Genomic DNA, 21,281 nt, shown 5'->3' on the forward strand with positions numbered 1-21,281 from the left:
TACTGCCCATGTCCGCCTGGCCGATATTATTTGGTCGGCTTCACTTTATGAGCTTTCTTATTAACAAACTCCCCCAAGCGTTCCTGCACGTCCCGCCCGGTTTGAACTACTGCTGCCATCAAGCCCTCGGCAAAGAGGCCATCGGTGGCAGACATATCGGCAATGCGGCTGATCGAGCTGACAATGGCGTAGTTCGACAAGATGGCATTGCCTGCAATGCGCTGGGCCAGTTCCAGGCTCAGCTCATAGGCTGTTTTGGGGTTGGCTTCGTTGTTGCATACGTAATGCGCTAGCCCCAGTCGCTCTCCTTCCACGGCATCGAGCACGCGGCCTGTCAGCATCAGTTCGATCATGCGGTTGGGAGAAATGATTTTTGCGGTGCGAACGGTCGCGCCACCGCCGGTGAAGATGCCGCGTGTGCCTTCAGGCAGGGCAAAGAAGGTGCTGCTGTCGGCCACGCGAATGTGCGCTGCGCTGGCCAGTTCCAGGCCCCCACCCACGACCGCGCCTTGCAGGCAGGCAATGACGGGGATGCCGCCGTGTTCGATCTTGTCAAAAGCACGGTGCCAGCTTTGGCAGACGCGCAGAAAATCCACGGCGCCGCGTTCCTTGTCATGGTGTTCTTTCAGATCCAGGCCCGCGCAGAAATGGTCGCCTTCTGCCTTCATCAGAATGACCCGGATGTGCTCGGGGATATTGGAGAAGTACGCATCAATTTCAGCAATGGCATCTTCATCCAGGGCGTTGCGCTTGTGCGCCTTGTTCAGCGTGACAATTCCGATGTTGTCCAACTCGGTGGTGAGCAGGAAAGGGGCGGCCATAAAAAACTCCTTGTGTTACGTAAATGCGAGGGCAGTGGTGCAAATCAGCTGGGGTCGGCTTGATCCGCCAGCATTTTGCGCAGTGCCATTTTTTGAATCTTTCCAGTTGCCGTCATCGGCATCTGGTCGATGAAAATTACTTTGTCGGGTACGGACCAGCGGGTGACGCGATCCTGATAGCGCTCCAGCATGTGGGCCTCATCCAGCTCAGCGCCTTCGCGTGGCACCACGAACAGCACGGGGCGTTCGCCCCATTTGTCGTCGGCCTGGGCGATGCAGGCAGCCAGCTCAACCAAAGGCTCTTCCATGGCGATGTTCTCGATCTCGATCGAGGAGATCCATTCGCCACCGGACTTGATCACATCCTTGCTGCGGTCAGTAATGTAGACGTAGCCATCGGCGTCGATGGAGCCCACGTCGCCTGTGCGGAACCAGCCGTTTTCACTGGCCAGATCGGGTTTGCCGTAATAGCGGTCCATGATCCAGTTGCCCTGGATCAGCAGGTGGCCGCTGCTCTTGCCGTCGCGTGGCAAGGTGTTGCCTTCGTCGTCAACAGTTTTCAGGCGTGCGCCGAACAGGGCACGGCCTTGCGAGGCCAGCACGTGCTGCTTCTGGGCTTCGGGCAGATCGCTGTGTTTGGGCAGCAATTGGCAAACAGTGCCCAGCGGCGAGGTTTCAGTCATGCCCCAGGCGTGGCGCACGGTAATGCCGTAGCCCGCCCAGGCGGCAATCATATTGGGTGGGCAAGCGGAACCGCCGATCAGGATGCGGCTCAGGGTGGTGAACTGCTTGCCATTGGCTTTGGCATAGTCCAGCACGGTTTTCCAGATGGTGGGTACACCGGCGGACAAGGTGACGCCAGCGCGTTCGCATAGGGAGTAAATGCGCTCTCCCTGCAAATTTGCACCGGGCAGAACAATTTTGGCTCCGGACATCAGGCCGGAGTAAGGCAGGCCCCAGGCATTAACGTGAAACATGGGGACCAAAGGCATGACGGCGTCAGCGCTGGCAATGCACAGTGCGTTCGGGTGGGCCGAGGCGTAGGCATGCAAGAGGGTGGAGCGATGGGTGTACAGGGCACCTTTGGGATCGCCCGTGGTGCCGGAGGTGTAGCACAGGCCGCTGGCGGTATTTTCATCAAACACAGGCCACTCAAAGCCCGTGCTGTCATTGCCCAGCCAGCTTTCGTATTCATCGGCCAAGGGGCCCTGAGCCTGGCTGCCCATGCGTACCCACTGCTTGACGGTGGGGCATTGGCCGCGCAGATAGCTGACCATTTCTTCAAAATGTTCGTCGTAGAACATCACCGTGTCTTGAGCATCATTGATGATGAAGGCAATTTGCTCGCGCGTCAGACGCGGGTTCACGGTGTGACAGATCAGACCGATGCCCGAGGTGGCGTAGTAAATTTCCAGATGGCGGTAGGTGTTCCATGCCAAAGTTGCCACGCGTTCGCCGGGCTGCAGGCCTTCTCGGCGCAGTCCCAGAGCCAGATCCTGAACCCGGTGGGCAAATTCAAGATAGCTGTAGCGATGAAGCTCGCCATTATCCAAAGCGGTAACAATCTCCTGCTCAGGGTTATTCTCTACGGCGTGGGTGAGAATTGAACTGATGAGCAAGGGCATATGCATCATATTTCCAGTGCCTAACATGGTGATGTCTCCTTGTGTTATGTGTGTCAGCATAGGATGGTTTAGCACCTTACCCAATAGCGAATACTGACGTCGAATATGCAAAAAGTGACAATCTTTGAGAGGTCATAGGAAATGAATGCTTTGCCCGGCACGCTCCCGGTGCCCGTTGATGCAGCCCATACCGCCACCGTGGCGCTGGATCTGGTTCAGGACTGGTTTCACAGCCTGCGCACCAGCTACTCCGAAGAGGTGCTGGATCACTGCCTGAAGCAGTCGGGCATCGTGAAAGACTTTATTGATCGGCCCGGCGCTCGTTTGACGCGGGATCAACTGGTGCGCCTGTATCAGGAAAGCGCCAGGAAAACGGGCGATGAGATGATGGGTTTCTGGACTCGGCCCATTCGGGCCGGGGCCTTGAAATACATTGTGCGCACCGTGCGGGATGCGCCATCCATCAATGTGGCCTTGTACCGTTTCACCCAGTTCTGGAATCTGCTGCTGGATGATTTCAGCCTGAATCTGATACGCACGGATAAAGAGTTGGGCATTGAGCTGGTGCCGCGTTATCCCACCGCCTATGTGCATCGTTTCGGCCATGCCCTGATGCTGAAGCTGACGCACGGAATTGTGTCCTGGCTGATGGGGCGCGAGGTGCCGGTGCAGCAAGTGGCCTTTGCATTTCCCAGACCGGCTTTTGCGGCGGACTATTCGGTGCTGTTTCCCGCTTCGGTCAGTTTTGATGCGCCGTGCTCGCATATCTTGTTCGGCGTGGAGTTGGGGCAGGTACGGCCACAACGCACTCAGGTTGAGGCCAGAGCCTTTCTGGAGCGTGCGCCGCGTGACTGGATTTTTACCTCCTATCACGAGCATGCCTTGCGCCTGAAAGTACGGGAAATCTTGCATACCGATCTGGGCTACACCTTGCAGGATGTGTCCGGCAAATTGCATATGTCGGCGCGCACGCTGATACGCAGGCTGCAAGAAGAAGGCCTGTCGTTTCAGGGGATCAAGGATGAGCTGCGCCGAGATTTGGCGATTTTCAAATTGCTGCGCAAAGATATGTCGCTGGCTGAAATTGCTTACGCCTTGAAGTTCAGTTCGCCAGCGACATTTCACCGGGCTTTCCGCCATTGGACGGGCATGACGCCCGGTGTGTATCGCGCCGCCCAGCAGGAACTGGCCTGAAGGGCGGTTCAGCCAAGCAGGCTGTGTGGTCCGGGCTTACTTGCGTTCGCCGCCCAGGACTTCGACCAGATCGCTGATCATCTTGGCCAGCTCGGAGGTCATCAAGGTCATGTCAGCGTCAAAGATTTCGTCATCGTTGACGGCCGTCACATCTTGTTTTTCAGTCAGGATGTCCAGCGGGGCCACGCGTTTGACGTCCAGCGCATCGGTCAGCACAAAGCTGATGCGATCTGCCCAGGTCATGGCCAGGCGGGTGCATTGCTTGCCGGCTTCAACGTGCTTGCGCACTTCGTCAATGTCGGCGCTTTGCTTCACGTAGCGTACGGCAGCACCGCTATCGCCGGTGGAGCGCAGTTCCGTGTCCTGGTCAACGGTGAAGTTGGCCAGTTGCTCTTCGTCCACCAGCCAGGAGGTCATGGCGGCACCGGGCGATTGCTCGGTGTACAGAGGCTGCACGGGGAAAGGTTCCACGCTCTTGGCCAGCAGGCCCAGAACTTCGTCGCTCTTGGCGGTAGCCGCGGCATCAATAGCCAGCCAGTGGTTGCGGGTATCCAGCCAGACGCGGGTGTCGCGCGAGACGGCGAAGGCACGAGGCATCAAGTCCACAATGACTTGTTCCTTGATTTCCTTCATTTGCTTGCGGCCAGGTTTGTAGCCTTGCTGCTCTTCGATATCACGAGCCTTTTCACGAGCGACTTGGTTGATCACTGTGGTGGGCAGCAGCTTCTTTTCGGCGCGCAGAGCGATCAGGTACTGACCGTTAACTTCGTGCACCAGAGCACTGTTCTCGCGTGGGCTGACCCAGCCCAGGCTTAGCGGCTCCTGGCTGGAACCAGGGGTGAAGCTGTGTTTGGAAAGAGCTTCTTCCAGCTCTTCGGCGGAACATACCCAGTCGGGGGAGAGGCGATAGATGCGTAGATTCTTAAACCACATGGATACGAAGATAAATAAACAGAAGAAAAGGGGCGGGCATGAAGCCCGAGGCAATGTTCGATTGTACGCGCAGATCTTCCCGTGTCGCCCCGCCATTTACGGACCCTTGCATTTGCTTGACAGAGCGCGGGAAATGGCAGATGCAACGCATTTTTTGCCTGGACTGGCTAACGATTGATGTCGTTATGACGGGTTTCCCGCACAAAGGGCGCACCAATCGCAACCGTCACCAGACAGATCAGAATCGGGTACCACAAACCATCATAAATATTGCCAGTGACGGCAATCATGGCAAAGGACAGGGTGGGCAAAAAGCCCCCGAACCAGCCATTGCCAATGTGATAGGGCAGGCTCATGGAGGTGTAGCGGATGCGGATCGGGAACATCTCCACCAGCATGGCCGCAATGGGGCCGTAGACCGCGGTTACCAGCCCCACCAGATAGGTCAGCAGGACCACCAGCATCACTTTATTGATCTGCTCCGGGTCTGCGCCGTCCGGGTAGCCGTACTGGCGCATGGTCTGAGTCAGCTCATTGCGCAGCTCTTGCGAGTGACGGGCAAAATCGGCGCGGCTCAGATGTCCGCCTTCAAAACCATCGATCACATGATCGCCAATGCGTACCTGGGCCACCTGACCGGGCGAACCCTTGACGTTGTTGTAGCTGACCGCGTGGCTGGCCATGTAGGACTTCACGATATCGCAAGAGCTGGTGAAGGTGTGGCTGCCCACCGGATTGAACTGGAAGGAACAACTGGCCGGGTCGGTAATGACAGTGACGGGCGCGTTGCGCTGCGCCTGGACCAAAGCAGGGTTGGCAAAATAGGCCAGGCCCTGGAAGACCGGGTAGTAGGTCAGGGCGGCCAGCAAACAGCCCGTCAGGATGATGGGCTTGCGCCCGATTTGATCCGACAGCCAGCCAAAAAAGATAAATAGTGGGGTGGCCAGTAGCAGTGAAATTACCATCAAGGTTTGCGCCAGGGTGGCATGCAAACCCAGCATTTGGGTAATGAAGAACAAGGCGTAAAACTGTCCCGTGTACCAGACCACGCCTTGGCCGGCCGTCAGGCCGAACAGCGCCAGCAAGGCGATGCGCAGATTCGCCCAGCGCCCGAAGGATTCGGTAATGGGCGAGGTCGACAGCGTGCCTTCTTCCTTGATGTGCTGGAAGGCAGGTGACTCTTTCAGGTTCATCCGTATCCAGACGGAAATCGCCAGCAGCAGCACGGAAATCAGAAAGGGAATGCGCCAGCCCCAAACCACAAATGCTTCTTCCCCGACCAGACTTCGTATGCCCATGATGACCAGCAGGGACAGCAGCAAACCCACAGATGCCGTGGTCTGAATCCAGCTGGTGTAAAAACCGCGACGGTGCTGGGGTGCGTACTCAGCCACATAGGTGGCGGCACCGCCGTATTCGCCACCCATGGCCAGGCCTTGCAGCAGACGCAGGACGATCAGCATGATGGGGGCGGCAATCCCGATGGCTTCATAACTGGGTAGTACGCCGACCAAAAAGGTGGACAGTCCCATCAGCAGGATGGTGATCAGAAAGGTGTACTTGCGGCCCACGCGGTCGCCAATACGACCAAAGAGCAAGGCTCCAAAGGGGCGTACGGCAAAACCGGCGGCAAAGGCCAGCAAGGCAAAGATAAAGCCGGCTGTCGGGTTAACGGCGGAAAAGAAGTGTTGCGCCAGAATGGCGGCCATGGAGCCGTACAAGTAGAAGTCGTACCACTCGAACATGGTGCCCAGGGCGGAGGCAAAAATAACTTTGCGGCCTTGGGTGTCCAGCTTGTTCTTGGCTTTCGGGAAGGTTGCACTGGTGATTGTCTGGGGCATGTGCTCAGGCTCTCCAAGGCAAAGACAGTGGGAAACTGACGCGCAAGCGCAGGCCGCTTTCCTGGCCCCCAGTCAGTGGCATGAAGTCGATGGAGGCGCCGTGAATGTCGGCAATCTCCCGCACAATGGCCAGCCCCAGGCCACTACCGTCTGCCTGGTTGCCCATGATGCGATAAAAACGATCAAAAATTCGTGCTTTATGTTCCGTGGGAATGCCGGGGCCGTTGTCCTCGATTTCCAACCAGCCCTTGCCTTGCGTCTGGCCGGTACGCATGGTGATCCAGCCGCCAGCAGGGGTGTAAATCAGGGCGTTATCCAGCAAATTGTTGATCAGCTCATCGAGCAGGACCGGATCCGCTTGCAAGAGGATGGCCTTGGCCGTGTTTTCCAGCCCCAGATCCAGCCCCAGTTTCAAGGCATCGGGCACACGCTGGCCTACATGCAATTCAGTCAGGGTATTCAGGTCCAGGGTTTGCTTGGTAGGGGCGTACAGGGCATCGCTGCTTTCGGCACGGGCCAAGGCCAACATTTGGGTGACCAGGCGCGTGGCCCGGTCGGTGCCGCGTACCAGTTGTTGCAAGCTGGCTTCGGTCTGCCTGGGGTCGCGCTCGCGCAGGGCCAGTTCGGCTTGGGTGCGTATCCCCGCCAGCGGCGTTTTCAACTGGTGGGCCGCATTGGCCACAAACTGCCTTTGAGTGGCTGAAAATTGTGCCTGCTGGGCCAGGAGTCCATTCATGGCATCAATCAGCGGCACAATTTCGGCAGGTGCCTGCTCTTGATCTACCGGCGATAAATCACCGGGCGCACGAGCACGCAAGCGCGCTTGCAGCAGGTTCAGCGGCTCCAGGCCATGTGTCAGCCCCAGGCCCGCCAGCATGGCCGCCAACGGTACCAGAATGAATTGCGGTGTCAGCATCCCGATCAGAATTTCTCTGTGTAGCACCGCTCTATGTTCATTGGTTTCGGCAGCAACCGCCAGAAAGGGCGTGTCGTTTTTGTCCTTGCCCCCCCAGACATAGGCCAGCCGCAGGCTTTGATCATCCAGAATAACGTCCCGGTAGCGCAGTAGGTCGGTGTCATATCCCCAACTGTCGGGAACCGGCAAATTCGCGTTGCCAGCCAGTGGCTCGCCATTGGCATCCCGGATTTGCCATAGCGTAGGGGTCGGGCTTTCCTGACGCAAAATTGTCTGTGCCCCGTGCGATAAATGGATGGGCTGGCTCAGATCCTGATGGCTGATTTCCACCCGCAACAAGTCCAGGTGATCGCGCAAGGTGCGGTCGTAGGGGGAGTTCGCAATGTGCTGGGCGATGAAGTAGGTAATGACAATGCCTACCGTCCACAGCAGAAACAAAGGCCCGAAAATCCAGATCATGATCTTGTGGATGAGCGGGCGCGGTGCGACACGCTTGCTTTTGGCAGGCGCAGCCGTGTTGTGGGATGGGGGCGTAGCGTGCTGCATGGACGATCCTTTAGGCTGGAGCGTCTTCTCGCAGTTTTTCCGGTTCCAGACAGTATCCCAGACCACGCACGGTCAGGATGCGTACGCCGCTAGGCTCCAGTTTTTTGCGCAGGCGGTGGATATAGACCTCGATGGCGTTAGGGGTGACTTCCTCACCCCACTCACAGAGCAGATCCACAAACTGGTTCTTGCTGATCATGCGACCGCTGCGCGACAGGAAAATCTCCAGCAAGCTGGTTTCACGCGCCGACAGCTCCAGGGGCTGATTGTCTATATAAGCCATGCGACCTTTCAGGTCGAAGCTCAAGCGCTTGTGATGCAGCAAGGCGCTGCTGGTGCCGGTACTGCGACGCGTCAGGGCGCGTACACGGGCTTCCAGCTCGGTCAGGGCAAAGGGTTTGGACATATAGTCGTCCGCGCCCAGGTCCAGACCGCGTACGCGCTGTTCTACGGTGTCGCTGGCTGTCAGAATCAGTACGGGGAGGGTGTCCTGACGCTGTCGGATAGACTGCAGCACCGACAGGCCGGGCTTTTTGGGCAGGTCCAGATCCAGGATCAGAAGGTCAAAGCTTTGCAGCTGCAAGGCCGAGTCGGCGCTATCGCCATCGTGCACGACGTCAACCGCATAGCCTTCGTAGCGTAAGGAGCGAGAAAGTCCATCCGCGAGAATACTGTCGTCTTCAGCTATGAGTATGCGCATGACCCTACACAAACAGATGATTGAATGGCTGTTCGGCATTGTTGCACAAGGCTGTAAGGCTGGTCAGTAGGGGATAACGATGGCGGCTAGTTAATTTATTTGAATATCTGTGTATATATACAGTATAATTTGATGCAATAATTAGGTTTGATTTTTAATTGCCGTGCCCGTCCGTTGGGGCGCCATTCCACAGTCAAGGATTTTTCATGGACGATAAAAACAGCAAAGCAGTGGCCTCGGAACGTTCCAAAGCGCTGGCCGCCGCTCTGTCGCAAATCGAAAAGCAGTTCGGCAAGGGCTCGATCATGCGTTATGGCGATGACAACGTCGAGCATGACATCCAGGTGGTCTCCACGGGTTCCTTGGGTCTGGACATTGCTTTGGGCGTCGGTGGTCTGCCACGTGGTCGCGTTATTGAAATTTACGGCCCGGAATCTTCGGGTAAAACCACGCTGACCCTGCAAGTGATTGCAGAGATGCAAAAGCTCAAAGGCACATGTGCCTTTATTGACGCCGAACACGCGCTGGACGTGCAATACGCTCAAAAACTGGGCGTGAACCTGGGCGATCTGTTGATCTCCCAGCCTGATACCGGCGAGCAGGCTCTGGAAATTACCGAAGCCCTGGTGCGTTCGGGTTCGGTAGACCTGATCGTTATCGACTCGGTGGCCGCCTTGACTCCCAAGGCTGAAATCGAAGGCGATATGGGCGATTCCTTGCCTGGTCTGCAGGCCCGTCTGATGAGCCAGGCCCTGCGTAAATTGACGGCTACCATCAAACGCGCTAACTGCATGGTCATCTTCATTAACCAGATCCGTATGAAGATTGGCGTCATGTTCGGCAACCCTGAAACCACCACGGGTGGTAACGCGCTGAAGTTTTACTCCTCCGTGCGTCTGGATATTCGCCGTATCGGTTCCATCAAGCGTGGCGACGAAATGGTGGGTAACGAGACCCGCGTTAAAGTGGTCAAGAACAAGGTTGCGCCTCCTTTCAAGCAAACCGAATTCGACATCATGTATGGCAGCGGTATTTCCCGCGAAGGCGAGATTATCGATCTGGGCGTACAAACTGGCGTGGTCGACAAGGCAGGTGCCTGGTATAGCTACGACGGCAACCGCATTGGTCAGGGTAAGGACAATGTGCGCGAATTCCTGAAAGAGCGCCCCGAGTTGGCCCGCGAAATCGAAAACAAAGTGCGTGAAAAGCTGGGCGTTGCCCTGATGAGCGCTGCTGTCGGCCGTCCAGCCGCTGCTCCTCTGGTTGATCCGGCCGAGGGAGAAGTCTGATTTTTCCCCCAGAGTTCGATGACGAACCCTTTGAGACAGACCCGGAGGAAATCCGGGAACGTAAACAAGCTCAAAGGGAGCGCGTTGCTGCGCTTTCTGCCCGGCCCACTCGGGCGGGCAGAAACGTAGAAGAAAGCTCGGGTGATGATGCTCCGGCTGCGGAAAAGAAAGCCCCGTCCAAACGGCCGGGGCTGTCTCTTAAAGCCAGAGCGTTGAATTTTTTATCCCGACGCGAATACTCGCGCCTGGAGCTGGGCCGCCGTCTGGCGCCCCATGCAGAAAGTGCTGAAGAAGTGGAAGCCTTGCTCGACGCCCTGGTCGAACAGAAATGGCTGTCCAACGAGCGCTTCGCACATAGTGTCGTCAATCGCCGTGCCTCGCGTGTGGGCACCCGAGTCATTCTGCAAGAACTGCGCCAGCATGGCGTGGATGTGGAACAGACCGAAATCATCAAAGAAGAATTGATGGCGACCGAACTGGAACGGGCCAAGCACGTGTGGAGCAAGAAATTCAGTGCGCCGCCCGATGATCCCCGCAGTTACGCCAAACAATATCGCTTCATGGCCAGCCGAGGCTTCTCGGGCCGTATCTTGCAGCAGATTCTGGGTGATTGGGAAGACGATCCGGCTTGAATAAGCCATCTGCAATGCTTCGTTTTGCTGTGTTTCTTGCTTGTCTGCTGCCGCCATCAAAAAATGTGGTCTCTCTCGTTCAAGGTGGCATGAGCCCGCCCGCCTGTACTTTTCCTCTATCTACATAGTGCTTGCAACAGAGTTTTGCCATGCCATTGCTAAATGGCTCAAGACTGCGCCGCCACGATTCCTTGCAGGCTTTTGAAGCAGGTCTCTCGTGCCTGTGCCAAAAAGGCCTGCACATAATCCGCTTGTAAATCCTCACTACGTACCGTGGCGTATAGCGTGCGCCAGATACCGTGCTCTCCCAAACGGCAAGTGCGAATCGAGGCCGGGTTCAAGAACTCCGTCAAGGCCCAGTTTGGCAACGCCGTCACACCACGCTGGCTGGCAACCAGTTGCACGATCATGGGCGTTAGCTCGGCCTGCCGAATCGCAGCGGGCTCCACATCGGCTGGCGTCAGGAACTGCGTAAAAATATCCAGACGATTGCGTTCTACCGGGTAGGTAATCAGAACCTGATCGGTCAATTGAAAAGGTTCCACATAGCGGTACTGCGACAAGGGGTGCTGGTTGGAGACAGCCAGCACCAGCTCGTAGCGAAACAGGGGTTCGTAATGGACAGCCGGATTGTCCTGCGGGTCCGAGGTGATCACCACATCCAGATCCCCACGCATCAAGGCGGGCAAGGGCGCAAAGGAAAAAGCCGCGCTCAAGTCCAGCGTGACGTCAGGCCATTGCTGCCTGAATGCGTCCAGTGCTGGCATCAGCCATTGAAAGCAGGAGTGGCAATCAATGGCCACATGCAGGCGTCCCGTGCGTCCGGCGGCCAGTCTTTGCAAATCGCGCTCGGTGGCGCGTACACGCGGAAGGATGTCATCGGCCAGCGTCAGGATACGCAGAGCGGCGGTGGTCAGGCGGGCAGGGCGGGTGCGGCGGTTCAGCAATTGCACTTGAAGCCGCACTTCCAGGTCGCGGAGCTGGTGCGAGAGGGCGGACTGCGTAACATGCAGGCGCTCGGCGGCTTCTTGCAAGCTGCCGCTGTCGCGGATGGCGCTCAGGGTTTCGAGATGGCGGATTTCAAGCATGTTGAGGAAAACTCATGATTAGCATGGTGTATTTGATTTTTTTTCAAATAAGTATACAGGCACAATAGATTTCAAGCGCCTGATACGGGCCTTTTATTTCTAATTTATGGGCTTACTATGACTATTATTCATAATCTGGGTTTTCCTCGCATGGGCGCGCAGCGCGAATTGAAGCGCTCTTTGGAAGCCTATTGGGCCGGTCAGGTAAGCCAGCAAGAGCTTTTGGAAACAGGCAAAGCCTTGCGCGCCCAGCATTGGGGTTTGCAAGGCAAGGCTGGGCTGGATACGGTGCCTGTGGGCGATTTTGCCTGGTATGACCAGATTCTGGAGTGGAGCACCTTGCTGGGAGCGGTTCCCGCCCGTTTCGGCCAGGCCGAAAATGCACCCGTGTCATTGGATACCTTGTTTCGCATGGCGCGTGGCCGTGCGCCCAGCGGTACCCCTGCCGCTGCTTGTGAAATGACCAAGTGGTTCGATACAAACTACCACTACATCGTGCCCGAATTCACACCAGGTCAAAGCTTCCGGATTGCCCGTGAATTCTTGTTTGAGCAGATTGAAGAGGCCAAGGCTCTGGGGCACAAGGTCAAGCCCGTGATTCCCGGACCCTTGACCTGGTTGTGGCTGGGCAAGGGCGATGCCTATGAGGGCTTGGCAGATGCGGGCAAGCTGGCCTTGCTGGATACGTTGCTGCCTGTGTATGAACAAGTGCTGGCCCGTTTCAAAGTTCAGGGTGTGGAATGGGTACAGATTGACGAACCTGTTCTGGTTCTGGATTTGCCTCAAGCGTGGCAAGACGCCTTCCGTCGCGTCTATCAAGGTCTGAATCAATCCGGCTTGAAGCTGCTGCTGGCGACTTATTTTGATGATCTGCATGAGAACGTCGCGGTATTGAAGGATTTGCCCGTGGCGGGTGTGCATGTGGATGCGGTGCGTGCTCCGGCTGCTTTGCAGGCCGTACAAGCGGTATTGGGGCAAGACCAGGTGCTGTCTGCCGGTGTGATTTCGGGTAGGGATATTTGGCGCACCGATCTGCAAAAAACGGTTCAAGCCTTGAAGCCCTTGAAAGCGGCTTTGGGCGAGCGCCTGTGGATTGCGCCATCCTGCTCGCTGCTGCATGTCCCTGTGGATGTGCAAAGTGAAACCGGCCTGGACGCTGAATTAAAGAGCTGGCTGTCCTTTGCGGTGCAAAAACTGGATGAGCTGAAACTGTTGCAAGGATTGCTGGATGGCACTTTGGACGAAGCGGGTCAGCAAGCGGTTCAAGCTCAGCAAGCTGCTTTGCAAACGCGCCGTGAGTCCAAGCGCACGCATAATCCTGCCGTACAAGCCCAGATGGCCAAGATTGACCAGCTCAAGCGTCAACGTACGCCCTTCGCGCAGCGTATCCAGGCCCAGCGCAACAAGCTGAAGTTACCCGCCTATCCCACCACCACGATTGGTTCGTTTCCTCAGACCACGGAAATTCGTACTGCTCGCCGCGACTGGCGTGGGGGAGCCCTGAGTGATGCGGCTTATGAAAAAGCGATGCAGGCAGAAATCGAGCAAGTTATTCGTTTTCAGGAGCGGATCGGTCTGGACGTGTTGGTGCATGGCGAGGCCGAGCGCAACGATATGGTGGAGTACTTTGGTGAACTGCTGGGTGGCTTTGCCTTTACGCAAAACGGTTGGGTACAGAGCTACGGTTCGCGTTGCGTAAAGCCGCCTATTATCTTTGGGGATGTGCTGCGCATCACGCCAATGAGTGTGGCCTGGTCCTCCTACGCCCAATCACTGACTGATCGGCCCGTCAAAGGCATGTTGACGGGGCCAGTGACGATGTTGCAGTGGTCTTTTGTTCGTGACGACCAGCCCCGTGCCGATACTTGCCGCCAGCTGGCTTTGGCCTTGCGGGATGAAGTTTCTGATCTGGAACAGGCCGGCATTCGTGTCATCCAGCTGGATGAACCCGCTTTTCGTGAAGGCTTGCCGCTCCGTCAGGGTGATTGGCAGGCCTACCTGGATTGGGCGGTGGATTGCTTTCGCCTGTCCACCAGCGCGGTGTCCGATGAAACCCAGATTCACACGCATATGTGCTACTCGGAGTTCAACGACATCATGCAGTCCATTGCCGATATGGACGCGGATGTGATCACGATTGAAACCTCGCGCTCCAATATGCTCTTGCTGGATGCTTTCGAGAGTTTTGAGTATCCCAATCATATTGGCCCTGGCGTTTATGACATTCACTCGCCCAATGTGCCTGATAAGGATTGGATGGTGCGCTTGATGGGGGAGGCGGCCAAGCGCTTGCCCGCCGACCGTTTGTGGGTGAATCCCGACTGCGGTTTGAAGACGCGGGCTTGGTCTGAAACTGAGGCTGCCTTGCTGGCCATGGTGGATGCGGCCAAAGCATTGCGGGCGTTAGCCTGATTTGGTGCAGGCTTAAAATAAGCCGCTTGAATAGATTGACAGGGCAGGGCGCTTTTCGTCCTGCCACCCGATTTCCCAGGCTGGATGAAAACGACCGCCCGTCAGGTGGTCGTTTTTTTCATGCAAATTTGGTATACCGTAGGATCGACACCGCGTAGATCCTGTGTTTGGCCCGCTTGGGATGCGCTTACAGATTATGTAAGTGGCTGATACGGAACATACGAGGTGCGTTATACTTGATCAGTTTCAATCTTGCCGCCCCGTTCATATCAATGCCTTTGCCCCCGCCGTCCGTCGCCCGTGAACCATTGCATACGCGTACCATCACGGTAGAGTCGTTTGCACGGGAAGATGGCCTCTGGGACCTGGAGGCCTCGCTGCTGGATGTGAAGTCCTACGACTTTCCCATACGCAACGGCCAAACCCATAAGGCAGGTGATCCTGTCCACCTGATGCATCTGCGTATCACTATCGATAGCAGCTTTGCCATTGTGGATGCCGTGGCGGTCTACGATGCAGCCCCTTACCAGGACAACTGTTCGTCCATTGCGGACGCCTACCAGAAGTTGGTGGGCCTGAATTTGCTCAAGCAGTTTCGTCAGGGTGTCAAAGAGCGCTTTGGGCGTTCGGCTGGCTGTACGCACATGAGCGAGCTGGCACAAGTGTTGCCAACCGCCGCCGTACAAACCATGGCCGGGCGACGTCGCAGCAGCGGGGAATCAGAGATTTATCGCACCGACAAGCAGCCTTTCCATCTGGATGGCTGCCATGCCTTGCGTTTGAGCGGTCCCGTGGTTGAGGAGTTTTATCCCGTCTGGTATCGACCTAAAGTCACAGACGGGGTGGATTAGTTTTTTGTTTTAGTCAGGTCTCGGGCTCAGGCCTGGAGTTCCTGCCTTCTTTTTTTATTGTGTTTTTAGACTGACAGGTATCACATGAAAATTCACGAATATCAGGGCAAAGCACTGCTTAAGCAGTTTGGCGTTGCCGTGCCACGCGGAATTCCTGCCTTCTCCGTCGATGAAGCGGTTGCAGCTGCGCAGGAGCTGGGTGGCTCTGTGTGGGTTGTCAAAGCCCAGATTCACGCCGGTGGCCGTGGCAAGGGCGGTGGCGTCAAGCTGGCTCGCTCGATGGACGAAGTGCGTCAACTGGCCTCGGAAATCCTGGGCATGCAGCTGATCACTCACCAAACTGGCCCTGAAGGCCAGAAAGTGGGTCGCCTGCTGATCGAGGAAGGCGCGGACATCAAGAAGGAATACTACGTCGGTATCGTTACCGACCGTGCTACCCAGCGCGTGGCCGTGATGGCTTCCAGCGAAGGCGGCATGGAAATTGAAGAAGTGGCCGAGCGCGACCCCGACGCCATTCTGAAAGAATTCGTGGACCCTGCTGTTGGCCTGACCAACGAGCAAGCCACCAAGCTGGCTCGCGGTATCGGCGTTCCTGACGCTTCTATCGAAAAAGCCGTTGCTGAATTCCAGAAGCTGTACAAGTGCTACACCGAAACCGACGCTGAACTGGCCGAGATCAACCCTCTGATCCTGACCGGCTCGGGCGACATCATCGCTCTGGACGCCAAGTTCAACTTCGACGGCAACGCTTTGTTCCGTCACCCCGATATCGTGGCTTTCCGTGACCTGGCTGAAGAAGATCCTGCTGAAGTTGAAGCCAGCAAGTACGACCTGGCCTACATCCAGCTGGACGGCAACATTGGCTGCCTGGTGAACGGTGCCGGTCTGGCCATGGCGACCATGGACACCATCAAGCTGTTTGGCGGCGAGCCTGCCAACTTCCTGGACGTGGGCGGTGGCGCTACGGCCGAAAAAGTTACTGAAGCCTTCAAGATCATGTTGGCCAACAAGGGCGTCAAAGCCATTCTGGTTAACATCTTCGGCGGCATCATGCGCTGCGACGTGATCGCTGAAGGCGTGATCGCTGCGTGCAAGGCCGTCAACCTGAACGTGCCTCTGGTGGTACGCATGAAGGGTACCAACGAAGAGCTGGGCAAGAAAATGCTGGCCGATTCCGGTCTGCCCATCATCAGTGCTGACACCATGGCCGAAGCGGCGACTGCTGTTGTCGCTGCCGCCAAGTAAGAAAAGGTTGAGGATTAGCAAATGTCGATTCTGATCAATAAAGACACCAAAGTCATCACGCAAGGGATCACCGGCAAGACCGGCCAATTCCACACCCGCATGTGCCGTGAATACGGTAACGGCATGGAAGCCTTTGTGGCTGGCGTGAACCCCAAGCGTGCTGGTGAGGATTTCGAAGGTGTACCCATTTACGCCTCCGTGTCCGACGCCAAGGCTGAAACTGGCGCAACTGTGTCGGTTATCTACGTTCCACCCGCAGGCGCTGCGGCTGCCATCTGGGAAGCTGTTGAAGCTGACCTGGATCTGGTTATCTGCATTACCGAAGGCATCCCTGTTCGCGACATGCTGGAAGTTCGCAACCGCATGCGCGCTGAAAACCGCAAAACCTTGCTGTTGGGCCCGAACTGCCCCGGTCTGATCACTCCTGACGAGCTGAAGATCGGTATCATGCCCGGCCACATTCACCGCAAGGGCCGCATCGGTGTGGTCAGCCGCTCCGGCACGCTGACATACGAAGCCGTTGCTCAAGTAACTGAACTGGGCCTGGGTCAATCCTCGGCTGTGGGTATCGGTGGCGACCCAATCAACGGTCTGAAGCACATCGACGTGCTCAAGATGTTCAACGACGATCCTGATACCGATGCCGTTATCATGATTGGCGAGATCGGCGGTCCAGACGAAGTCAACGCGGCTTTGTGGGCTAAAGACAATATGACCAAGCCCGTTGTTGGCTTTATCGCTGGTGTGACAGCGCCTCCCGGAAAACGCATGGGTCACGCCGGTGCCCTGATCTCCGGTGGTGCCGACACGGCCGACGCCAAGCTGGAAGTGATGGAAGCTTGCGGTATTCGTACCACTCGCAACCCATCCGAAATGGGCAAGCTGCTCAAAGAAGTGCTGTAAATAGTAGTACCAGGGCCCGCTTTGGCGGGCTCTTTGTCTGGCTGCCCTGTGCAGCCGGGCAAAATTGGCCAGCCGGTTTCGTCAAGAAAAACACCACAACCCGGCGCATTCCTTCCCGAATCTGGCCAGCCTGATCATGCTCAAACGAATCAAGTAAGAAAAAGAAGCCCCGATGTTGCACAGGCTAGGATTAGTTTGCTGCTTTAAGGGGCGTTGTTGTCTTGGGACAGCCTGGCGACAGAAAAAGAACGTTTGTCCCGCGGTTGGGAAGAGAACTCACGTTTAGCTATACGGGAACGAAATGATTGAATTCCTCCAAACCCTGCATTGGGGTTCACTGTTTCAAATTGTACTGATTGATATTTTGCTCGGTGGCGACAATGCCGTCGTGATCGCACTTGCCTGTCGCAACTTGCCCAAGCAGCAGCGCATGCAAGGCATTTTGTGGGGGACCGCAGGCGCAATTATCCTGCGTGTGGTCCTGATTTTCTTTGCTCTGACCTTATTGGATCTGCCATTTTTGAAAGTGGTGGGTGGTCTGTTGCTCATGTGGATCGGTATCAAGCTGCTGATGCCGGACGACGACGCACACGGCAATATTCAAGGGGGCGGAACCATCTGGGCTGCCGTCAAAACCATCATCATCGCGGATTTCGTGATGAGCCTGGATAACGTGATTGCCATTGCCGGTGCAGCACAAAACGCGCACCTGGATCATCAACTGGGCTACGTGATCTTTGGTTTATTGCTAAGTGTCCCCATTATTGTCTGGGGCAGCACCCTGGTTTTGAAACTGATCGACCGTTTCCCTATTGTCGTCACCCTGGGCGGTGCCTTGCTGGGCTGGATTGCAGGCGGCATGCTGGTCACGGACAAGATTGTGGAAAATCAATTTGGCGTGCAGCCCCAGCCTGTTAAACTCGGGGTCGAGATTGTTTGTGCCTTATTAGTGGTGGCGCTGGGCAAATGGCTGGCGCACCGTAAAGGTTCTACCAAGGAAGCTTAGTTCTATGGCAATTTTTAAATCCTCCGACGCCAAAGGTCAGGAAAGCGGTTTGTCCCTGCTGCAAGGCTTAGGGATCCTGGCCATTATCGGTATTGTTGCTGCCGCCATCGTGCGCTATTTTGCTGCATGACCGCTGTGGCTTCTACTCCTCAGGAATTGGTTATTGCCACTCGTGCCAGTCAACTGGCCTTGTGGCAAGCCAAGCATGTTCGCGACCTTTTGCAGCAGCTATACCCGCAGTGCAAGGTATCCTTGCTGGAAATGACCACCCGTGGTGACCAGATTCTGGATCGTACGCTGTCCAAAGTGGGTGGCAAGGGCCTGTTTGTCAAAGAGCTGGAAACCGCCTTGCTGGATGGCCGCGCCCATCTGGCGGTGCACTCCCTGAAAGACGTGCCGGTGGTGTTGCCCGAGTCCTTTGACCTGCCCATCGTCATGGAGCGGGACGACCCACGCGATGCTTTTGTTTCCAATACTTATCCCAATCTTGCGGCTTTACCTGCTGGTGCCATCGTAGGCACTTCCAGTTTGCGCCGCGAGTCCCAGATTCGAGAGCGCTACCCGCACCTGGACATCCGTCCCCTGCGTGGCAATGTCCAGACCCGTTTGTCCAAGCTGGATCGTGGCGATTACGACGCCATTATTCTGGCTTCGGCTGGTTTGCGTCGTCTGGAATTGGCCGAGCGTATTCGCGATTACATCTCGACCGAAGACAGCTTGCCTGCCGCCGGGCAGGGGGCCTTGGGCATCGAGATTCTGAAAACTCGTACCGATGTGGCTCAATGGTTGGCGCCTTTGGCGCATTCCACCAGCCACGTATGTGCCTTGGCCGAGCGTGCCGTATCGCGTGCCTTGGGTGGTTCCTGTCAGGTGCCATTGGCGGCTTATGCCACCCTGAATGGCGAGGAGCTGAGCCTGAGCGGCCTGGTTGCCGAACCTGACGGCTCCACGGTGTACCGCGCTCAGATCACGGGTGCGGCCAAAGATGCGGAAGCCTTGGGTCTGTCGCTGGCGGAAGATCTGAAGCAGCAAGGTGCTCAAGCCATTCTGGATCGCTTGCTTACGGAACAGCCCGCAGAAGGCGAGTAAAGCGGCATGAATCTGCCCTGTGTATTACTGACCCGCCCCGCGGGACGGAACGAAACCCTGTCGGCTGCCTTGGCCGCGCAGGGTTTTTCTTCCTTGCTTATGCCCGCCTTGAGCCTGGAAGCGCAAAATCTGTCCGAAGAACAATGGCAAGATCCCAAGGATTTTGACCTGGTGCTCTTTGTAAGCAGCAGTGCGGTCAATTTTTACTTTGCGGCTTTGCAAGCGCGCGGCCAACGCTGGCCTGACAAGGTATTGCTGGCTGCTGTTGGTTTTGCTACCGCGGCCTGTTTGCGCGCCCAGCCGGGCGTTTCCCCAGATGCCGTACTTCACCCTGAAAATACGGATTCCTTGCAGGACTCAGAGGCTCTGTGGGCGGTGCTGGAGCCCCGACTGGCGCAATTTAAGCGGGTTCTGATTGTGCGTGGTCATAGCGGTCGTGAATGGTTGGGACAGCAACTGGAAAATCACGGTATTCAGGTCCAGCGCCTGGCGATTTACCAGCGTAGCCCCGCCCAGTGGAGTACAGAGCAGGGCCGTCAAATTCGTGACAGTTTGCAGGCGGGCCGTCTGGCCGTGTTGCTCAGCAGTTCTCAAAGCGCCGATGCGGTTTTCGCCAATGTACAAAGCCTGGGTTTACTGGATGTTTGGGCGCAATGTGCCTATGTGGTCATACATCCGCGTATTGAAGAACATTTACAGTCCTTATTGTTGCAGGCTGGAATCGCAGCGCCACCAATGGTAAAAAGGTGTACGCCAGACGATGATGACATTGTCGCTGCCTTGATGGCGGTGCTCTCGCGCGATTAGCCTCACACGGATTACAATCTTGCCATGAACGATAAAACAGAGAACGCATCCGCAAGCGAACCGGAGACTCCCATTTCCAGCCCAGCCAATACAGCGGCTCCTCGTCCGTATTCCGAACCCAAAGATAGCACCACTGCGCCGCAAAAGCGTAAAAGTGGCGCGGGTCCGGCTTATGCTTTGACGGCTGTTGTGGTGGTGCTGGCCGCTGCCGGTCTTTGGTACCAGAATTCATTGCTGGAAAAGCATAAGGCCGAGCTGCAAGCCCAGCTGGCGACCAATATCAACACGACAGAGCAGGCGCGCCAAACCGCGCAGCAGGCCCTGGCCTTGGCGCAGCGTCAATCCGACAAGCTTGCCCAGTTGGAAGAATCCTTTAACGATTCCACCGAACAGTTTCATGATCTGAGCCAAGCCTTCCAGACCATGACAGACAGCGGGTCGGAACTGGTTTTGCTGAATGATATTGATCACCTGGCCACGATTGCGCAGCAACAGCTGATGCTGGGTGGCAATGTGGCCAATGCCATCGTTTCTCTGGAAGCTGCTCAGGCGCAATTGGCTCGTGCCAATCGCGTCGGTCTGGCTTCCTTGCAACAAACACTGAATGGCGATCTGGAACGCCTGCGCGCCGCTGCCACGGTGGATGTGGCCTCCTTGTCGCGTCAACTGGATACTTTGTCGCGCTACGTCTCGGAAGCGCCTTTGCTGGTGCCGGATGACGTTGCCGGTGGTGCGAATACTGAAGCGCTGGACTTGCAGTCCGACGTTCAGGAACCTACGGAACTGGCCGCTGATGCCCCTTGGTGGGAGCGCAGCTGGAATACGGTGGAACAGTGGGGTAGCAGCGCCTGGCGCTCGGTCAGCCACGATCTGGGGCAGTTTGTCTCCATCCGTCGTGTCGACGATGCCGCCGCCTTGCTGATGTCGCCGGATCAGGCTGCCCGTCTGCGAGAGAACCTGCGTCTGCGCATTATGGCCGCCCAACTGGCCATGATGATGAATCAGTCCGCCGTCTGGCAGACCGAGCTGAACGCAGTCGCGACGGCGCTGGAAAAACGCTTTGATACGCAATCCGGTCAGGTTCAGCAGGCCTTGCGTCTGACCCGCCAATTGCAGGACACCCGCATCGGTGCTCGTTTGCCTACCGTGAATAACACCTTGGCGGCCATTGAGAGCCTGCGTCAGGCTCAGGCCGGCCGCAGTCAGGACAATGCCGACGACACCACGACCGAGCAGGGCGATACGGACCCTATTTTGTCCGACCCTCCTCAATCCACAGAACCTGCCAGCCAGGAGGAGCCCGCTGCTCCTGCTGCCGAACAGACTGAGTCTGCGACTCCCGCTCAATCCGAGACGGAACAGCCGGCTCAGGCGCAGGGGTAA

Annotated in this window: 19 protein-coding genes; 12 read left to right on the plus strand and 7 right to left on the minus strand. The window is 56.8% G+C overall.

What is annotated here, in order from left to right; genetic code table 11:
• Nucleotides 1-26: 26 nt before the first annotated feature.
• Entirely contained in the window at nt 27-821 is a 795-nt protein-coding gene (locus tag ACFPDR_RS07575; protein WP_009461766.1) for a crotonase/enoyl-CoA hydratase family protein, read from the minus strand.
• 44 nt (nt 822-865) lie between these two features.
• Nucleotides 866-2,473 carry a long-chain-fatty-acid--CoA ligase gene (locus ACFPDR_RS07580; protein WP_035272849.1) on the minus strand — a complete coding sequence of 536 codons (1,608 nt, stop codon included), beginning with the start codon at nt 2,471-2,473 and terminating at the stop codon, nt 866-868.
• Between the two features lie 114 nt (nt 2,474-2,587).
• Here ACFPDR_RS07580 and ACFPDR_RS07585 point away from each other — a divergent pair, with 114 nt between their 5' ends.
• Nucleotides 2,588-3,640 (plus strand): helix-turn-helix domain-containing protein, encoded by a 1,053-nt coding sequence (locus ACFPDR_RS07585; protein ID WP_080748095.1) that lies wholly within the window; start codon nt 2,588-2,590, stop codon nt 3,638-3,640.
• A gap of 36 nt (nt 3,641-3,676) precedes the next feature.
• On the opposite strand, the gene ACFPDR_RS07590 is transcribed toward ACFPDR_RS07585, so the two are convergent.
• The 4 genes from ACFPDR_RS07590 to ACFPDR_RS07605 form a co-directional block, all read right to left on the minus strand.
• Nucleotides 3,677-4,573 (minus strand): recombination-associated protein RdgC, encoded by an 897-nt coding sequence (locus ACFPDR_RS07590; protein ID WP_009461768.1) that lies wholly within the window; start codon nt 4,571-4,573, stop codon nt 3,677-3,679.
• 167 nt (nt 4,574-4,740) lie between these two features.
• Nucleotides 4,741-6,414, minus strand: coding sequence for an MFS transporter (locus tag ACFPDR_RS07595; protein ID WP_035272847.1), 1,674 nt, complete (start codon nt 6,412-6,414; stop codon nt 4,741-4,743).
• Nucleotides 6,415-6,418: 4 nt separating this feature from the next.
• Nucleotides 6,419-7,876, minus strand: coding sequence for a sensor histidine kinase (locus ACFPDR_RS07600; RefSeq protein ID WP_035272846.1), 1,458 nt, complete (start codon nt 7,874-7,876; stop codon nt 6,419-6,421).
• Between the two features lie 10 nt (nt 7,877-7,886).
• The gene (locus tag ACFPDR_RS07605; RefSeq protein ID WP_003799515.1) at nt 7,887-8,576 is read right to left on the minus strand and encodes a response regulator transcription factor; all 690 of its coding nucleotides are present in this window, start codon (nt 8,574-8,576) and stop codon (nt 7,887-7,889) included.
• 206 nt (nt 8,577-8,782) lie between these two features.
• Between ACFPDR_RS07605 and recA the strand changes: the two genes are divergently transcribed.
• Entirely contained in the window at nt 8,783-9,865 is a 1,083-nt protein-coding gene (gene recA, locus ACFPDR_RS07610; protein WP_376910955.1) for a recombinase RecA, read from the plus strand.
• A 50-nt stretch (nt 9,866-9,915) separates the two neighbouring features.
• On the plus strand, nt 9,916-10,497 hold the full coding sequence (gene recX / locus ACFPDR_RS07615) for a recombination regulator RecX (protein WP_257113637.1): 582 nt from the start codon (nt 9,916-9,918) through the stop codon (nt 10,495-10,497).
• 167 nt (nt 10,498-10,664) lie between these two features.
• Here the strand turns inward: recX and ACFPDR_RS07620 are convergent, their stop codons facing one another.
• On the minus strand, nt 10,665-11,585 hold the full coding sequence (locus ACFPDR_RS07620; RefSeq protein ID WP_026483398.1) for a LysR family transcriptional regulator: 921 nt from the start codon (nt 11,583-11,585) through the stop codon (nt 10,665-10,667).
• Nucleotides 11,586-11,702: 117 nt separating this feature from the next.
• On the opposite strand from ACFPDR_RS07620, the gene metE reads away from it, so the two are divergent.
• From metE to ACFPDR_RS07665, 9 genes are all read left to right on the plus strand, one after another.
• On the plus strand, nt 11,703-13,997 hold the full coding sequence (metE, locus tag ACFPDR_RS07625) for a 5-methyltetrahydropteroyltriglutamate--homocysteine S-methyltransferase (RefSeq protein ID WP_226348333.1): 2,295 nt from the start codon (nt 11,703-11,705) through the stop codon (nt 13,995-13,997).
• Nucleotides 13,998-14,269: 272 nt separating this feature from the next.
• On the plus strand, nt 14,270-14,848 hold the full coding sequence (locus ACFPDR_RS07630) for a DUF2889 domain-containing protein (protein WP_035272843.1): 579 nt from the start codon (nt 14,270-14,272) through the stop codon (nt 14,846-14,848).
• Nucleotides 14,849-14,932: 84 nt separating this feature from the next.
• Nucleotides 14,933-16,093 (plus strand): ADP-forming succinate--CoA ligase subunit beta, encoded by a 1,161-nt coding sequence (sucC, locus tag ACFPDR_RS07635; RefSeq protein ID WP_009461782.1) that lies wholly within the window; start codon nt 14,933-14,935, stop codon nt 16,091-16,093.
• 21 nt (nt 16,094-16,114) lie between these two features.
• Nucleotides 16,115-16,996: a succinate--CoA ligase subunit alpha gene (sucD, locus tag ACFPDR_RS07640; RefSeq protein WP_009461784.1), complete on the plus strand. Its 882-nt coding sequence runs from the start codon at nt 16,115-16,117 to the stop codon at nt 16,994-16,996.
• Between the two features lie 301 nt (nt 16,997-17,297).
• A complete protein-coding gene (locus ACFPDR_RS07645) occupies nt 17,298-18,002 on the plus strand; it encodes a TerC family protein (RefSeq protein ID WP_035272842.1) in 705 nt (234 codons plus the stop codon).
• A gap of 4 nt (nt 18,003-18,006) precedes the next feature.
• Nucleotides 18,007-18,132 carry a hypothetical protein gene (locus tag ACFPDR_RS07650; protein ID WP_003799533.1) on the plus strand — a complete coding sequence of 42 codons (126 nt, stop codon included), beginning with the start codon at nt 18,007-18,009 and terminating at the stop codon, nt 18,130-18,132.
• On the plus strand, nt 18,129-19,091 hold the full coding sequence (gene hemC / locus ACFPDR_RS07655; RefSeq protein ID WP_239054338.1) for a hydroxymethylbilane synthase: 963 nt from the start codon (nt 18,129-18,131) through the stop codon (nt 19,089-19,091). The genes ACFPDR_RS07650 and hemC overlap by 4 nt, the downstream gene beginning before the upstream one ends.
• Before the next feature lie 6 nt (nt 19,092-19,097).
• Nucleotides 19,098-19,898: a uroporphyrinogen-III synthase gene (locus ACFPDR_RS07660; RefSeq protein ID WP_060185187.1), complete on the plus strand. Its 801-nt coding sequence runs from the start codon at nt 19,098-19,100 to the stop codon at nt 19,896-19,898.
• Nucleotides 19,899-19,922: 24 nt separating this feature from the next.
• Complete coding sequence (locus tag ACFPDR_RS07665; RefSeq protein ID WP_376910956.1) at nt 19,923-21,281, plus strand: uroporphyrinogen-III C-methyltransferase; 1,359 nt, start codon at nt 19,923-19,925, stop codon at nt 21,279-21,281.

This window comes from Alcaligenes sp. GCM10023179, from assembly GCF_042653705.1.
GTDB classification, from domain to species: Bacteria; Pseudomonadota; Gammaproteobacteria; order Burkholderiales; family Burkholderiaceae_B; genus Alcaligenes; species Alcaligenes phenolicus.

Bases quoted from the DNA above. Each gene is read 5' to 3' on its own strand.
- ACFPDR_RS07660 (WP_060185187.1), top strand. From the start codon at position 19,098: ATGAATCTGCCCTGTGTATTACTGACCCGCCCCGCGGGACGGAACGAA.
- ACFPDR_RS07620 (WP_026483398.1), bottom strand. From the start codon at position 11,585: ATGCTTGAAATCCGCCATCTCGAAACCCTGAGCGCCATCCGCGACAGC.
- ACFPDR_RS07630 (WP_035272843.1), top strand. From the start codon at position 14,270: ATGCCTTTGCCCCCGCCGTCCGTCGCCCGTGAACCATTGCATACGCGT.
- sucD (WP_009461784.1), top strand. From the start codon at position 16,115: ATGTCGATTCTGATCAATAAAGACACCAAAGTCATCACGCAAGGGATC.
- recA (WP_376910955.1), top strand. From the start codon at position 8,783: ATGGACGATAAAAACAGCAAAGCAGTGGCCTCGGAACGTTCCAAAGCG.
- ACFPDR_RS07665 (WP_376910956.1), top strand. From the start codon at position 19,923: ATGAACGATAAAACAGAGAACGCATCCGCAAGCGAACCGGAGACTCCC.
- ACFPDR_RS07580 (WP_035272849.1), bottom strand. From the start codon at position 2,473: ATGTTAGGCACTGGAAATATGATGCATATGCCCTTGCTCATCAGTTCA.
- ACFPDR_RS07645 (WP_035272842.1), top strand. From the start codon at position 17,298: ATGATTGAATTCCTCCAAACCCTGCATTGGGGTTCACTGTTTCAAATT.
- metE (WP_226348333.1), top strand. From the start codon at position 11,703: ATGACTATTATTCATAATCTGGGTTTTCCTCGCATGGGCGCGCAGCGC.
- ACFPDR_RS07600 (WP_035272846.1), bottom strand. From the start codon at position 7,876: ATGCAGCACGCTACGCCCCCATCCCACAACACGGCTGCGCCTGCCAAA.
- ACFPDR_RS07595 (WP_035272847.1), bottom strand. From the start codon at position 6,414: ATGCCCCAGACAATCACCAGTGCAACCTTCCCGAAAGCCAAGAACAAG.
- ACFPDR_RS07590 (WP_009461768.1), bottom strand. From the start codon at position 4,573: ATGTGGTTTAAGAATCTACGCATCTATCGCCTCTCCCCCGACTGGGTA.
- ACFPDR_RS07585 (WP_080748095.1), top strand. From the start codon at position 2,588: ATGAATGCTTTGCCCGGCACGCTCCCGGTGCCCGTTGATGCAGCCCAT.
- hemC (WP_239054338.1), top strand. From the start codon at position 18,129: ATGACCGCTGTGGCTTCTACTCCTCAGGAATTGGTTATTGCCACTCGT.
- ACFPDR_RS07575 (WP_009461766.1), bottom strand. From the start codon at position 821: ATGGCCGCCCCTTTCCTGCTCACCACCGAGTTGGACAACATCGGAATT.
- sucC (WP_009461782.1), top strand. From the start codon at position 14,933: ATGAAAATTCACGAATATCAGGGCAAAGCACTGCTTAAGCAGTTTGGC.
- ACFPDR_RS07650 (WP_003799533.1), top strand. From the start codon at position 18,007: ATGGCAATTTTTAAATCCTCCGACGCCAAAGGTCAGGAAAGCGGTTTG.
- ACFPDR_RS07605 (WP_003799515.1), bottom strand. From the start codon at position 8,576: ATGCGCATACTCATAGCTGAAGACGACAGTATTCTCGCGGATGGACTT.